Here is a 13595-nt window from a genome sequence, read left to right as displayed (position 1 = left end):
CACGGCTGAATCGGGACGGGTACCCGTTGGGGTTGTGAGATCGTCACGACCCCAACGGGTCTGCCCGCTGTGATTTCTGTGCCCTCTACACCGAGCTCAGAGCATCGGCGCTACCCGCTTATGCGGCACAGGATCTCGCTGTGGAGCAGCGCAAACCAACCGTCGTTGTCGGCAGCCCAGGTACGCCAGCCGTCCGAGATACGTGCGAGGTCGTCGCCGGTTGCGAGACCCAGTTCGACGGCCCGGTCGGCGTAGTTCGACTTCAGAACCCGGTCGGCCCACGACCCGCCCCACCACTCGCGGTCCTCGTCGGACGAGAAACACCACGTACTCGCGGTGGTGACCGCATCGTCCAGGCCGGCGGCGTGCGCCCAGGCCCGCAGACGCCGCCCCGCGTCGGGTTCGCCACCGTTCGCGCGGGCGATGTCGTGGTAGAGCGACAGCCACCGGTCGAGTTCGGGATTCTCCGGGTACCAGGTGAAGGTGCCGTAGTCGGCGTCACGGGCGGCGACGATGCCGCCCGGCTTGCAGACCCGAGCCATCTCGCGCAGCGCCTGCACGGGGTCGCCGACGTGTTGCAGGACCTGGTGGGCGTGGACGACATCGAAGGTGTCGTCGGGGAAGTCGAGTGTGTGGATGTCGGAGACGACCGTCTCGGCATTGGTGATCCCGCGCCGGGTGAACTCCTTTCGAGCGAGATCGAGGGCCTCGTCGTTCATTTCGACGGCGGTGACCTCGGCGACCAACCCGGCGAAGTCTGCGGTGATCGTCCCGGGACCGCATCCGACGTCGAGGAGAGTCATGTCCGGCCGCAGGTGCGGCAGCAGATACGCGGCGGAGTTCTCGGCCGTGCGCCAGCGATGACCGCGCAGCACCGACTCGTCGTGACCGTGTGTGTAGACGACCTCTTCGTTGCCCATGCCTCGAGCTTAGGCGACCTGCCCAATAAGTGGGAAACCAATCCTAAATCATGAGAACGCCGACGCACGCTCCGTGAAACGCACCAGGCGATGCCGCGCATCAGCGGTCGCGGTAGTACGCCCGGATCGCTCGGCTGATCACCTTGGCCTCCCGGTTCCGCTCGTGCCGCAACCGCGCATCGGCACGCGCCGCTACCCACTCGTTCTCGCGGCGCAGCTTTCGGTGGCTCTCCACCCGTCGCGCGTCGAGGTCGCCTTGTTCGACGGCAGCGCGGACCGCACATCCAGGCTCGGTCTCGTGCGCACAGTCCGTGAAGCGGCAGTGCTGCGCGAGATCGTCGATCTCGGGGAACACCGCGGCGATACCGGCATCGGCGTCCCACATTCCGACCCCGCGCAGGCCCGGTGTATCGATGAGGGTGATGCCGTCTCCCAGCGGAAACATCTCCCGATCGGTGGTGGTGTGCCGGCCCTTGCCGTCGCCGTGCCGCACCGGCGCTGTTGCCTGGATGTCGCGGCCGCACAACGCGTTGACCAGCGTCGACTTCCCGGCACCGGATGCCCCGAGGAACACGACGGTGCCCTGGATCCGGTCGCGCAGTTCGCTCAGCCCAGCCCCTTCCGGTGCACACACCTCGACCACGTTCGCGCCGGGCGCGAGCGCCACGACCTGCTCGAACACCGGTTCCGTCGTGACGTCGACCTTCGTGAGCGCGACGACCGGCTGAGCTCCACTGTCCCAGGCCAGGGCAAGCAGGCGTTCCACGCGGCCGAGATCGAGCGTGTCCGCCGCGGCCGTCACCACGACGGTGTCCACGTTTGCGGCGAGGACCTGCTCCTCCGATCGCCCCGACGCGTCGGCGCGACGGATCGCACCGGTACGCGGCAGCACGGCGCAGACCGTGCCGACCGTGTCGCCGTCGGTGGCAGGTTCGCGCACGATCACCCAGTCGCCGGTACAGACCCGATGACCCGACGACCGCACCCGCAGCGGGCCCGCGGAGGTCACGGCTTCGCTGTGGCCGCGACCGGCCCGCACGATTCGTCCCGGCGTCCCCTGAATATCGCTGTCCGCGAAGCGTTCTGCAATCCGCGGAGTCCAGCCGTACTCGGCCAGAGGTTCGATTCCGGGTAGGACATCGGGGTGCACGGTGACTCCTGATTCATGGTGGCGCGCGGGGCCCATGTCCCGCTCCGACAGATTCCGATGGTGAACCCGGTGGCACCGCAGCGCAATCGAATTTCCGGATGGGGCAGCCTGGACCGATGACGAGACGCCTCCGCATCGTGATCACCGTCGCCGTCGCGGTGCTGCTCGTGATCGCCACCGTGCTCGGGCTCTACACGCTCTCGAACTCGCGCACCTACCAGCTTTTCGGCGATCTCGTGCACCGGGTCGAGACCGACGACAAGCTCGTCGCGTTGACCCTCGACGATGGACCGTCCGACCGCACTCCCGAAGTTCTGCGTGTCCTCGCCGAAGCAGGTGTGCCGGCGACCTTCTACGTCACCGGCACCGAGCTGGCCGCACACCCCGAGATGGGACGCGCGATCGTCGAAGCCGGGCACGAACTCGGCAACCACACGAAAACGCACCGGCGGATGATCCTCGTCGGCGGCGACACCGTGCGCGAGGAGATCGAGAGCACGGACGCGCAGATCCGCGCCGCCGGGTTCGACGGCGACATCACGTTCCGCCCGCCCTACAGCAAGAAGCTCGTCGTCCTCCCCCGGTATCTCGACGCACACGACCGGACCACGGTGATGTGGGACGTGGAACCGGACTCCGTCGCCGCCGACGCGGCCACGATGGTCGACACAGCACTCGCGCAGACCCGCCCGGGGTCGATCATCCTGCTGCATGCGATGTATCCGGCGCGGCAGTCGTCGCTCGACTCGATTCCGGGGATCGTCGCCGGTTTGCAGGCGAAGGGCTTCCGGTTCGTGACGGTCTCGGAGCTCCTCGGCTCCTGACCGACCGAAACGTACCCGCTGGTCCCCGCCTCCTGACACGCTGGAGATCTGTAGGACTCACCGGCAGAAACCAGACAGGAGTGATCGCAGATGGCACGTCCGGTTCGCGTCGTCGTTCTCGGTTCCGGATCGTGGGGGACCACGGTCGCGGGGCTCGCGGCCCAGAACACACCGACGCTGCTGTGGTCGCGGAAATCCGACACCGCGGCGGAGATCAACGAGGAGCACCGGAACAGCCGCTACCTCGGCGACCGCGAGCTTCCCGCGGAACTGCGCGCCACCGACGACCTGGTCGAGGCCGCGCACGAGGCGGACGTGCTGGTCGTGGGTGTGCCCTCCCACGCCGTGCGGGAAACGCTCGAGCAGATCGCCGACGAGGTGCGCGCGTGGGTGCCGATCGTCTCGCTCGCGAAAGGTCTCGAGCCGGGCACCCGGCTGCGTCCGACCGAGGTGGTCGCGCAGTGCATGCCGGGGCACCCGGTCGGGTTGCTCGCCGGCCCCAACATCGCCAGCGAGATCGCCGACGGCCTGGCTGCCGCGGCGGTGGTGGCGATGCAGGACGAGTCGATCGCGAGCGCGCTGCAACCGCTGTTCGCGGCGAAAGTGTTCCGCGTCTATCGCAACACGGACGTGCTCGGCTGCGAGTTGGGCGGGGTCCTGAAGAACATCATTGCGATCGCGGCCGGCATGGCCGAAGGTCTCGGGGTCGGCGACAACACCCGCGCAATGGTGCTCTCGCGGGGACTCGCCGAGATGATCCGGCTCGGTGTGGCGATGGGCGCGCAACCGCGGACCTTTTCGGGCCTGACCGGCATGGGCGATCTGATCGCCACGTGCATGAGCCCGGCGTCCCGCAACCGCCGAGTGGGCGAGGCGATCGCACGTGGGCTGTCCGTCGAGGAGGCGGTCGCCGAGTTGGGGCAGGTCGCCGAGGGTGTCAAGACCGCGCCGACGGTGATGGAACTGGCCCGCGAGTACGGCGTCGAGATGCCGATCGCCGCCGAGGTCGAAGCGGTGGTCGCGGGACGTCACACCCCCACCGAGGCCTACCGCGGTCTCCGGAAGCGCGCGCCCGGTGACGAGGAAGACCTCGTCTGATCAGCCGAATATTCAGCTTTCTCGGAGAGACACTAGAGAGCTATAGATTCCCCGATTTGACTGTTCAAACCACAACTTGAACACTGTTCAGGTGTCGTCGTCCACAGAAGTGCTCATCATCGGCGCCGGATTCGCCGGCCTCGGTGCCGCCGTGCACCTGCATCGCCGCGGCCGGGACGTGCGGGTTCTCGAACGCGCGGATTCCCTCGGTGGGACGTGGCGCGACAACACCTACCCGGGCTGCGAATGCGACATCCCGCCGGCGCTGTACTCGTACTCGTTCGCCCCGCAGGCGACGTGGGCCCGGGGACGCGCCGGCCAACCGGAGATCCTCGCGCATCTGCACGAACTCGCCGACGAGCCCGGCCTGCTCGAGCGCATCACGTGCGGGGTCGGCGCCACCGGATGCCGCTGGGACGAGCGCACGCAACGCTGGCACGTCACCACCGACCGCGGAACCACCTACGAGGCACGTTTCCTCGTCCTCGCGCTGGGCGCACTCAACGTTCCGCGGATCCCCCGCACGGACGGCACGTTCGACGGCCCCGCCGTCCACACCGCACGCTGGGACCACTCCCTCGATCTCACCGGCCGACGCGTTGCCGTCGTCGGAACCGGCGCCAGCGCAATACAAATCGTTCCCCGGCTCGCCGAGATCGCGGAACACGTCACCGTCGTGCAGCGCACCGCACCGTGGATCCTGCCACGCACCGCACCCCGGCTGCCGCTCCCCCGTCCGGCTCGACGGGCACTCGAATACTGGCGCGCGGAGTCGCGATTGGGCTCCTTCACGGGTTCGCCGGACCGGCTCGAGGCTCGCGCACTGAGGCACCTGCACGACGGAATCGACGATCCGGCGCTGCGTGAGACACTGACCCCGGGCTACCGGATCGGTTGTAAGCGAATCCTGTTCTCCGACGACTACTATCCCGCCCTGAGGCGGGAGAACGTCGAGCTGGTGCCGTCACCGATCGCACGCCTCGCCGGGAACTCCGTCGTCACCGCGGACGGTCGCGAGCACCCTGCCGACGCCCTGGTGTATGCCACGGGATTTCACGTCTCGGGCGCGCTCGCATCGGTGCCGGTGTCCGGTCGGGGCGGAATCGTCCTTCTCGAACGCTGGGCGCGCGAGGGCGCGCAAGCGCACCTGGGTATCACCGTCTCGGGGTTCCCGAACATGTTCGTTCTGGGTGGCCCCAACACCGGCCTGGCACACACGTCGGTTCTCACTATGCTCGAATCCCAGTTCCGTTATGCCGCAGCCGCAATGGATGTAACCGATCGCGAAGAAGTCGAGGCCCTCGAGGTAGACGAGCAGGCGCCGGCCCGGTTCGGCGCCGAGATGGCCGAGCGGTCGGCGGGAACCGCGTGGACGTCCGGCTGCGACAGCTGGTACCTCGACCGCGGTGGCATCAACCGTTCGTTGTGGCCCGATTACGCGTGGCGCTACCGGTGGCGCACCCGCAGGTTCGACCGTGAGAACTACCGCGTGCCGGTACCTTCGACAGAGCCATCACCGACCTTCCTGCCGTAGCGCGAGTTTCGGAATGATCCCGCCGGCCAGCACATCCTCGAGTTGCCGGGGCGACAGCCTGTGCCGCACCGGAATATCGATGTTGCGGGTCGAGTTGTGCACCGACAGCTCGGGTCCTGCCACGAGAGCGTCACGAAGCCCGTCGAGGACGAGCACGTCGCCCTGCTCGATGGCGTCGTAGTCGTCCGGGTTCGCGAATTCGAGGGCGAGGACACCGAAGTTCGCGAGGTTCTGCCAGTGGATCCGTGCGAACGACTTCGCGAGCACGGCGCGGAGACCGAGATACCGCGGCGTGATGGCCGCGTGCTCACGCGACGATCCCTGACCGTAGTTCTCTCCCCCGACGACGATGTGTCCGGTGGTGTCCTTGGTTTCCGCGGCCCGGTCGGGGTAGGTTTCGTCGACCTGTGTGAACGTGAACTGCGAGAGCTTGGGGATGTTGGACCGGAACGGCAGTGCCCGGGCTCCCGCCGGCGAGATCTCGTCGGTGGAGATGTTGTCCGCGACCTTCAGCAGAACGGGCGCCTCGATCCGGTCCGGCAGCGGCGGGAAATCGGGCAGCGACGAGATGTTCGGCCCCTTCACCGGTTCGATCCCGCGTGCGTCTTCTTCCGGGGGCGGCGGGACGAGCATCGCGGTGTTCACCGAGGCCTCGGCGGGCAGGTTCAATTTCGGGTAGTCCGTGCCGACCTCCGCGGCCCAGTCGCGGGGATCGGTGATGCGACCGGTGAGTGCGGACGCGGCCGCGGTCTCCGGCGAACACAACCACACCGAATCCTCCCGGGTTCCGGACCGGCCGGGGAAATTCCTCGGCATGGTGCGCAACGAGTTTCGCCCGGTCGCGGGGGCCTGCCCCATGCCGATGCAGCCCATGCACCCGGACTGGTGGATGCGAGCTCCGGCAGTGATCAGGTCGAGCGTGGCGCCCATGCGGGTGAGGTCGGAGTAGATCTCCCGCGAGGACGGGTTGATGTCGAAGCTGACCTCCGGAAGGGTCTGCCGCCCGGCGACCATCGCGGCCGCGATCGCGAAGTCGCGCAGTCCGGGGTTTGCCGAGGACCCGATGACCACCTGCGCGACCGGTTCTCCGGCGACCTCCTGCACGGGCACGACATTGCCCGGCGACGACGGCTTCGCGATCAGCGGTTCGACGGCGGACAGGTCGATGTGCTCGACCAGGTCGTATCCCGCACCCGGGTCGGCGGCAACCTCGACGAAGTCGTCCTCCCGCCCCTCCGACCGCAGGAACTCGTGCACCGCGTCGTCGGCGGGGAACACGGTGGTGGTTGCACCCAGTTCGGCGCCCATGTTCGCGATCACGTGGCGGTCCATCGCCGTGAGCGTGTCCAGGCCCGGCCCGTAGTACTCGACGATCCGCCCGACGCCGCCCTTGACGCCGTGCCTGCGCAGCATCTCGAGAATCACGTCCTTCGCCGAGCACCACGGCGGTAGCGCACCGGTCAGCTCGACGCCCCAGATCTCGGGCATCCGGAGGTTCAGCGGCTCACCGGCGATGGCCAGCGCAACCTCGAGGCCGCCGACTCCGATGGCGAGCATCCCGAGCGACCCGGCCGCGGGGGTGTGCGAGTCGGATCCGGCCAGTGTCTTTCCCGGAATCCCGAATCGCTGCATGTGCGTCGGGTGCGAGACGCCGTTGCCCGGCTTGGAGAACCACAGTCCGTACCGCAGGCAGGCGGTACGCAGGTACTCGTGGTCTTCGGCGTTCTTCTCGTCCGCCTGCAGCAGGTTGTGGTCGACGTACTGGACGCTGACCTCTGTCCGGGCCCGATCGAGGTTCAGCGCTTCGAGTTCCTGCATCACCAGGGTTCCGGTGGCGTCCTGGGTGAGGGTTTGATCGATCCGGATCGCGATCTCCTCGCCAGGGTCCATGTTCCCCGACACGAGATGCGTTCCGATGAGCTTGCGCGCAACGTTCTCCGGCATGGTGGCTCCCGTCCGCGCCCGGGGCACCGAAGGCCGACCGGGCGGCACTGTCGATTCACTTCCTCCAGGATGCTCCGATTCGACCGCGGGAACTACCGCATTCCGGGGCCTGGGGCCGCCGTGGCGACCACCCGACCCGCCCCTTCGCGAACGAGGGGTCTCTACCGACGCCGAATCCGCACCGCCAGTCCTGCGACGTGAGCGCAGCTGGCGGCGCGGGCACCCTCGGCATCGCCGGCCCGGATGGCCGCGACGATACGTTCGTGCTCTTCGACGACAAGCTGCCGGTTGGTCTCGGACGCCCACATGTCCGAGCGGTACAGGTGGGCCTGCGCGTCGAGGCGGAACAAGGCCTCGCGCAGCGGCTTGTTCGCGGCAATGCCGCGGATTGCGGTGTGGAAGTCGAGATCGAGCCGCGAGTCCCGTCGTCGGTCGGCGGGCTGGTCGAGCATCGACCGCTGTGAGTCGACCATCGCCATGAGGTCGGCGACCTGCTGGTGAGTGGCCCGCAACGTCGCCTGGTAGCCGGCGAGCCCGTCGAGCATCTCGCGCACCGCGAACACCTCCCGGATCGGCTCGTCGTCGACCGTTTCGACCTTGGCCCCGGCGTTCCTGGTGTACACCGCGAGGCCGTCGTTGATGAGTTGCTGCACGGCTTCGCGGACCGGGGTCCTGCTCACGTTGAGTTTCGCGGCCAGCGCCGGCACGGACAGCGCGGTGCCGGGCGGCAGCTCCCCCGCGAATATCCGGTCTCGGAGCGTGGGGTGAACCGATTCCGCGAGCAGCTCACATTCGGCAATCCTTCGGGGCTTGCGCGACAATGGGATTCGCGCGGCACTCGGTCGCGGCGTCGCCGACCGGGCCGACGCCACCCGCAAGTGGGGCTTCGAGCCGCGGCTCATGCAGCCGCTGGACGACGTGCTCGCCCATGCCGACCAGCTGGCGAAGGACGCGGCCGGATCCGCCGTCACCGTCGGGCTCGCGGTTCCGAACCCGCGGTCCGTCACGGCCGAGGGCATGGCCGCCATCCGGGAGTTCGCGACGGCCCGCGACATGACCGTCTCGATCCATCTGCTCGAAACCACCACCGACGACACGATGTGCCGGGAGCACGCGGGCATGGGCGTGGACGGCGCCGCCTGCAACGACACCCAGGACATGCTCGAATCACTTCGCAGGGGAGCGTACGTGCAGCGGGCGGCGCAACGCAGGGCCGACCCTGTTCGGATTCGAGCAGATGCTCGACATCGCCACGGGCGGAGCCAATTCCGCGCTCGGACTACCGGCCCGCTCCGGTGGCGTGCACGTCGGGGACCCGGCGGATCTGACGTTGATCCGGTTCGACCGGGAGTTCGCGACCCTGCCGTCCGCGATCCGGGTGCCGCCGTTCTCACGACCGGCACCAGCCGGATCGTGGACACCGTGATCGTCGGCGGTGAGGTGACGATCCGGGACGGGCGCAGCACCGGGGTCGACGAGTCCGAACTGGTCCGCACCCTGGCAGCACTCTGGGATCACAGCCCGGCAATCGGCAGTTCGAGGGTGAAGACGGCGCCGCGGCCGGGTCCTTCGCTGTGGGCCCGGATGCGGCCGTGGTGGGCTTCGACGAGGGCCCGGGCGATCGTCAGTCCGATTCCGCTGCCTCCACTTTCGCGGTCGCGGGCGGTGTCTGCGCGGTAGAAGCGATCGAAGAGATGGTCGAGGTGATCGGGTGCGATGCCTTCGCCGGTGTCGGCGACGGTGATCTGCACACGATCCTCGTCGGCTCGCCTGCTGGTGACGGTGACGGCTCCTCCGGCAGGGGTGTGCCGCAGGGCGTTGTCGAGCAGGTTCCCCAGCACCTGACCGATCCGGTCCGGATCGACCGTCACGATCTCGGAGTCTTCGATGCGGGTCTGCAGAGCCACACCTGCGCTTTCGTACCGTTCGCGTACCGCATCGGCCGCGGTGTCGACGAGGGCGCCGGTGGTGGTGGGCACCGGCCGGATGCGGGTGAGGTGTTCTTCGGCGCGGGAGACGGCGGTGATGTCCTGGGCGAGCCGGGACAACCGTTGGGTCGCGGCGTGCAGGACCTGGCGGGTCTCGCCGTCGAAGGTGCGGACGCCGTCGTCGAGGGCTTCGAGGTAGGAGTCGAGAGTGGCGATGGGCGTGCGCATCTCGTGACCGAGGTCGGCGAGCATACGGCGGCGGGTGGTTTCGGTGGCGTCGAGGCGGCGGGCCAGTTCGTTGACGGTGACGACGAGTTCGTCGAATTCGCGGCCGAGTCCGGGGCTGGTCAGACGGGTGTCGTAGTGGCCTCCGGCGATGCGGGCGGCGGAGGTGGTCACCGCGGTGATCGAGCGTTGCACCCGGCGGGTCAGATACCAGCTCACCACCAGCGCCAGGAGCACCGCGAGTGCGACGGCCAGACCCCAGGCCAGGACGATCGACCGGGTGAAGGCCTGCTCGACGTGAGCGGCCTGGCTGGAGTTGTGGTCGATACCGGCCCGTCCGAGGTGATCGTGGAAGATACCGGGCGCAAGAGACGACGCGACGAGCCAGGCACTGACCGCACAGCCGACCACCACCACGGTCAGCGCGAGAAACAGCCGGGTGCCGAAGCTCGACCCGGGGAAGATGCGCCGCAACGATTCTCGTGGAGAAGACTGGTGGTTCATGCGCCTGTACCCATCCGGTAGCCGACCCCGCGGACGGTGCGCACATAGCGGCCCCTCGAGGCGTCGTCACCGAGTTTGCGACGCAGATGACCGATGTGCACGTCGACGAGGTGCTCGTCTCCCGTCCAGGCCGGCCCCCACACCGTCTCGATCAACTGTGCGCGGGTGAGCACCACCCCGGGATCGCGCGCGAGGGCGGCAAGGACGTCGAACTCGGTGCGGGTCAACGCCACCGGCACACCGCCGACGGTGACCTCCCGGCCGTCGACATCGAGCGTCAGGTCACCGAACCGACGGATCCGATCGGCGGCACCCGGGATGGGACCGGGTGTGGGTACGGCGAGGCCGGCCCGGGGGCGGCGCAGCATGGCCCGGATGCGGGCCATCAACTCGCGGGGACTGAACGGTTTGGTCATGTAGTCGTCCGCGCCGACGGACAGCCCGATGAGGGTGTCGACCTCTTCGGTGCGGGCGGTGAGCATCACCACGTACGCATCGGAGAAAGTGCGCAGCCGCCGGCACACTTCGACACCGTCCAAACCCGGCAACCCCAGATCGAGAACCACGACATCGGGATCGACCTGCCGGGCCAGGGTCACCGCGTCGGCGCCGTCGCCGGTGATCACGGTCTCGAAGCCGTCGCGTTCGAGATACGAGCCGATCAGGCTCGCCAACGGCGCCTCGTCCTCGACGACCATCGCCCGCAGCCCTGTCGTGGGGCGTTGCGGCGGCCCCGGGTCACCGGCTGCGGTGGGCGTGCGCGCAAAGGAGTCCATGACGTCCATCTTCACCGGCGCTCACTACGACGAACGCTGTGGTCGGGCTTCTTGAGCAAATCTTCATACGGCCTCCACAGCAATCGCGGGGTAGGAGCGCCAGGCTGGACACACGAACCGGGGAAGGGAGGCGATCATGATGGGCTGGGCAGGTCAGCCGACCTGGACCGTATGGATCGTCATGGCCGTGTGCATGGTCGCGTTCTGGGCGGTGGTGATCTATCTGGTTGCGATGATGTTCCGTTCCGACCGGGTGGACGGATCCGGACGCGGCGGCCAGGAGCCCGATCCGCTGCGACTGCTCGAGACGCGTTTCGCCCGCGGCGAGATCGACGCCGACGAGTTCGCTGCTCGTCAGCAGATGATCGTCGCGGGTTCACCTGTGCTCCATGACCATTCGAGGAAGGGAACACCCTGATGGACAAGAAGACTCTCGCTGCCGGCGTAGCGGCGCTTGCGGTGGTGTTCACCGCGGCCGCGTGCAGCCACTCAGACACGGGCACCACCACCGCCGCCCCGTCGAGCGTCACGGCCACCTCGCCCGCCGAAGAGGCCGTAACGCACAATCAGGCGGATGTGATGTTCGCCCGCATGATGATTCCGCACCATGCCCAGGCGATCGAGATGAGCGACATGATCCTGGCGAAAGAGGGTATTCCCGCCGAGGTGACCGCGCTGGCCGAGCAGATCAAGGCCGCCCAGGGACCGGAGATCGAGCAGCTCGAATCCTGGCTCGACCAGGGGGGCCGGCCACAGATGCCCACCGACGCCCCGGGAGCTTGGCAGAACATGCCCGGAATGACGTCTATGCCCATGCAGTCCATGCCCATGCAGTCCATGCCCATGCAGTCCATGCCGGGTATGCAGGGGATGATGAGCGCCGAGGACATGCAGGCGCTGTCCGCCGCGCAGGGCACCGAGGCCGCCCGACTGTTCCTCACCCAGATGATCGTCCACCACGAAGGCGCCATCGCCATGGCGCAGACCGAGGTCGAGAACGGACAGTCTCCCGACACAGTTGCCTTGGCCCACAACATCATCGACGCCCAACAGCAGGAAATCGACACCATGCGTCAGTTGCTGACCACTCTGTAACCGATTTCCCTGTCCGATTTCCCCCAGGCCTGGCACCCCAGGAGGCTTTCGATGTCGCCTCCGGAGCACGGCCACTCCGGCCCGAATCCAGCCCCGACCGGGCACGATGACCGCTCCGGCGAACAGAGTCCGTCACCCCGGCAGCACGATGCTCACGCCGGGACCGCCGAACATCTCGCCCACGTCGCCCACGCCGAGCGCGACACTCGTGCCGACCACGGCGGGCACGATCGGCACGCCGGGCACGGGGCGCACGGGGAGATGTTCCGCCGCCGCTTCTGGGTGTCGCTGGTGCTGTCGATACCGGTGGTGTACTTCAGCGACATGGTCGCCGAACTGCTCGGCTACACCACGCCGGATTTCCCCGGCGCCATGTGGATTCCCCCACTGCTGGGCACGGTGATCTTCTTCGCCGGGCACAGCACCCGGGTCGACGAGCCCGAACTGATCCGTACCTTGGCAGCACTCTGAACTGCGGTGAGACGCGGTCGAAAAGAAGATCGCATTCCCGCAGATGAACGAATCCCGCGGGACGATGGGGGCGATGGAGGGAGAGGTTGGAGAGCCTCCCGTTCGATCGGTCACGCAGTAGAAGCGCGGCCATGAACGTGATGGCGACGATGGACCAGGGCGTACGTGATACTGCACCAATTGATGATGTGGCTACATCGGATGGACGGGATGCCGATGATGCATCTGCCTATTTGGTCCCGGCCGGTGCCCGTGCCAACGAACCGAAGTGTTCACCGTCGTCTTCCGCCGCCCGCCCCCGACCCTGCCTCGAGCACGGGCGGCGGCATCTACGGGATGGGGGTCTACCGCGGCGTCACGGCACGGAATCGAACGCGGGCGTCGAGACCACCATCCGGGCTGCGGGACAGCAATTCGGCGGTGGCTCCGCTGGCGCGGGCGAGTTGGGCGACGATGGCCAGCCCAAGTCCGCTGCCTTCGGTGTCGGTGCGGGCGCGCCAGAAGCGGTCGAAAGCCCGGATGCGGTCCTCGGCGGACAAGCCGGGCCCGTGATCGAGCACGTGCAGGTCCACACTGCCGGAGGCAGCGCTGTCGATGGTGACCTCGACAGTGGTGCCGGGCGAGGACACGGCGAGGGCATTGTCGAGCAGATTGTCGATGATCTGCTCGGCAGCGCCGGGCACGGCGAGCACGAGCGCTGCCGCAGGTGCCGTCACTGTGATTCGCGTCCCGGATTCGTCGGCGAGGGGTTCCCACTGCTCGACGCGGGCGCGGGCCACCGCGGCCAGATCGGTTTGCTGCGGTGCGGTGCCGGAATCGTCGGCGCGGCTGAGCACCAGCAGTGCATCGACGAGGTGCTGCAGCCGCAGCACCTCGTCTTGGGCCGAGGCGAGCGTTTGACGGGCCGCCTCAGGATCGGCGTCGATGAGGTCGGCGGCACCATCGAGGCGCAACCGGAGCGCGGTCAACGGGGTACGCAACTGGTGCGACGCATCGCCTGCGAAGGCACGCTGTTGCCGCAACAGGTATTCGACGCGGTCGGCCATCTGGTTGAACGACCGTGCCAGGCTGCGGATCTCCGGTACGCCGACACGCTCGGATGTGCGGGCGTCGAGGTGTCCTTCGG

Annotated in this window: 12 protein-coding genes and 2 pseudogenes; 7 read left to right on the top strand and 7 right to left on the bottom strand. The window is 68.1% G+C overall.

Annotated elements, in window-relative coordinates; all coding sequences use genetic code 11:
• Positions 1–110 precede the first annotated feature (110 nt).
• Complete coding sequence (locus tag I0Q12_RS06405) at positions 111–920, bottom strand: class I SAM-dependent methyltransferase (protein ID WP_197251134.1); 810 nt, start codon at positions 918–920, stop codon at positions 111–113.
• 100 nt (positions 921–1020) lie between these two features.
• Complete coding sequence (gene rsgA / locus I0Q12_RS06400; RefSeq protein WP_248674772.1) at positions 1021–2070, bottom strand: ribosome small subunit-dependent GTPase A; 1050 nt, start codon at positions 2068–2070, stop codon at positions 1021–1023.
• Between the two features lie 116 nt (positions 2071–2186).
• On the opposite strand from rsgA, the gene I0Q12_RS06395 reads away from it, so the two are divergent.
• The 3 genes from I0Q12_RS06395 to I0Q12_RS06385 all read left to right on the top strand — a co-directional run bounded on the left by I0Q12_RS06395 (position 2187) and on the right by I0Q12_RS06385 (position 5526).
• Positions 2187–2894, top strand: coding sequence for a polysaccharide deacetylase family protein (locus I0Q12_RS06395; RefSeq protein WP_197251132.1), 708 nt, complete (start codon positions 2187–2189; stop codon positions 2892–2894).
• Positions 2895–2984: 90 nt separating this feature from the next.
• Entirely contained in the window at positions 2985–3992 is a 1008-nt protein-coding gene (locus I0Q12_RS06390; protein ID WP_197251131.1) for an NAD(P)H-dependent glycerol-3-phosphate dehydrogenase, read from the top strand.
• 91 nt (positions 3993–4083) lie between these two features.
• A complete protein-coding gene (locus I0Q12_RS06385; protein WP_197251130.1) occupies positions 4084–5526 on the top strand; it encodes an NAD(P)/FAD-dependent oxidoreductase in 1443 nt (480 codons plus the stop codon).
• Here the strand turns inward: I0Q12_RS06385 and I0Q12_RS06380 are convergent.
• Positions 5506–7470 carry an aconitate hydratase gene (locus tag I0Q12_RS06380; RefSeq protein ID WP_197251129.1) on the bottom strand — a complete coding sequence of 655 codons (1965 nt, stop codon included), beginning with the start codon at positions 7468–7470 and terminating at the stop codon, positions 5506–5508. The genes I0Q12_RS06385 and I0Q12_RS06380 overlap by 21 nt on opposite strands.
• A 161-nt stretch (positions 7471–7631) precedes the next feature.
• Positions 7632–8270, bottom strand: a complete 639-nt coding sequence (locus I0Q12_RS06375) for a GntR family transcriptional regulator (RefSeq protein WP_307846071.1) — start codon at positions 8268–8270, stop codon at positions 7632–7634.
• On the opposite strand from I0Q12_RS06375, the pseudogene I0Q12_RS32135 reads away from it, so the two are divergent.
• Positions 8260–8979 (top strand): annotated as a pseudogene (locus I0Q12_RS32135) (amidohydrolase family protein); the annotation flags it as partial. The gene I0Q12_RS06375 and the pseudogene I0Q12_RS32135 sit on opposite strands and share 11 nt — an antisense overlap.
• A 5-nt stretch (positions 8980–8984) precedes the next feature.
• Here I0Q12_RS32135 and I0Q12_RS06365 read toward each other — a convergent pair.
• The gene (locus I0Q12_RS06365) at positions 8985–10127 is read right to left on the bottom strand and encodes a cell wall metabolism sensor histidine kinase WalK (protein ID WP_197251128.1); all 1143 of its coding nucleotides are present in this window, start codon (positions 10125–10127) and stop codon (positions 8985–8987) included.
• Entirely contained in the window at positions 10124–10903 is a 780-nt protein-coding gene (locus I0Q12_RS06360; protein WP_197251164.1) for a response regulator transcription factor, read from the bottom strand. The genes I0Q12_RS06365 and I0Q12_RS06360 overlap by 4 nt, the downstream gene beginning before the upstream one ends.
• 136 nt (positions 10904–11039) lie before the next feature.
• Between I0Q12_RS06360 and I0Q12_RS06355 the strand changes: the two genes are divergently transcribed.
• The 3 genes and pseudogenes from I0Q12_RS06355 to I0Q12_RS06345 form a co-directional block, all read left to right on the top strand.
• Complete coding sequence (locus tag I0Q12_RS06355) at positions 11040–11321, top strand: SHOCT domain-containing protein (protein ID WP_197251127.1); 282 nt, start codon at positions 11040–11042, stop codon at positions 11319–11321.
• Complete coding sequence (locus tag I0Q12_RS06350; protein WP_197251126.1) at positions 11321–11998, top strand: DUF305 domain-containing protein; 678 nt, start codon at positions 11321–11323, stop codon at positions 11996–11998. Before I0Q12_RS06355 ends, I0Q12_RS06350 begins: the two co-directional genes overlap by 1 nt.
• 51 nt (positions 11999–12049) lie before the next feature.
• A pseudogene (locus tag I0Q12_RS06345) lies at positions 12050–12415 on the top strand (heavy metal translocating P-type ATPase); the annotation flags it as partial.
• Between the two features lie 398 nt (positions 12416–12813).
• Here the strand turns inward: I0Q12_RS06345 and I0Q12_RS32130 are convergent.
• Positions 12814–13595 (bottom strand): HAMP domain-containing sensor histidine kinase (locus I0Q12_RS32130; RefSeq protein ID WP_231610105.1); only part of this gene is annotated, 782 nt, incomplete at its 5' end.

It is taken from the genome of Rhodococcus sp. CX, assembly GCF_015865005.1.
Classification (GTDB): Bacteria; Actinomycetota; Actinomycetes; order Mycobacteriales; family Mycobacteriaceae; genus Rhodococcus.
Note: the sequence above shows the minus strand (reverse complement) of the source record. Positions and strands in the feature narration are given on the sequence as shown.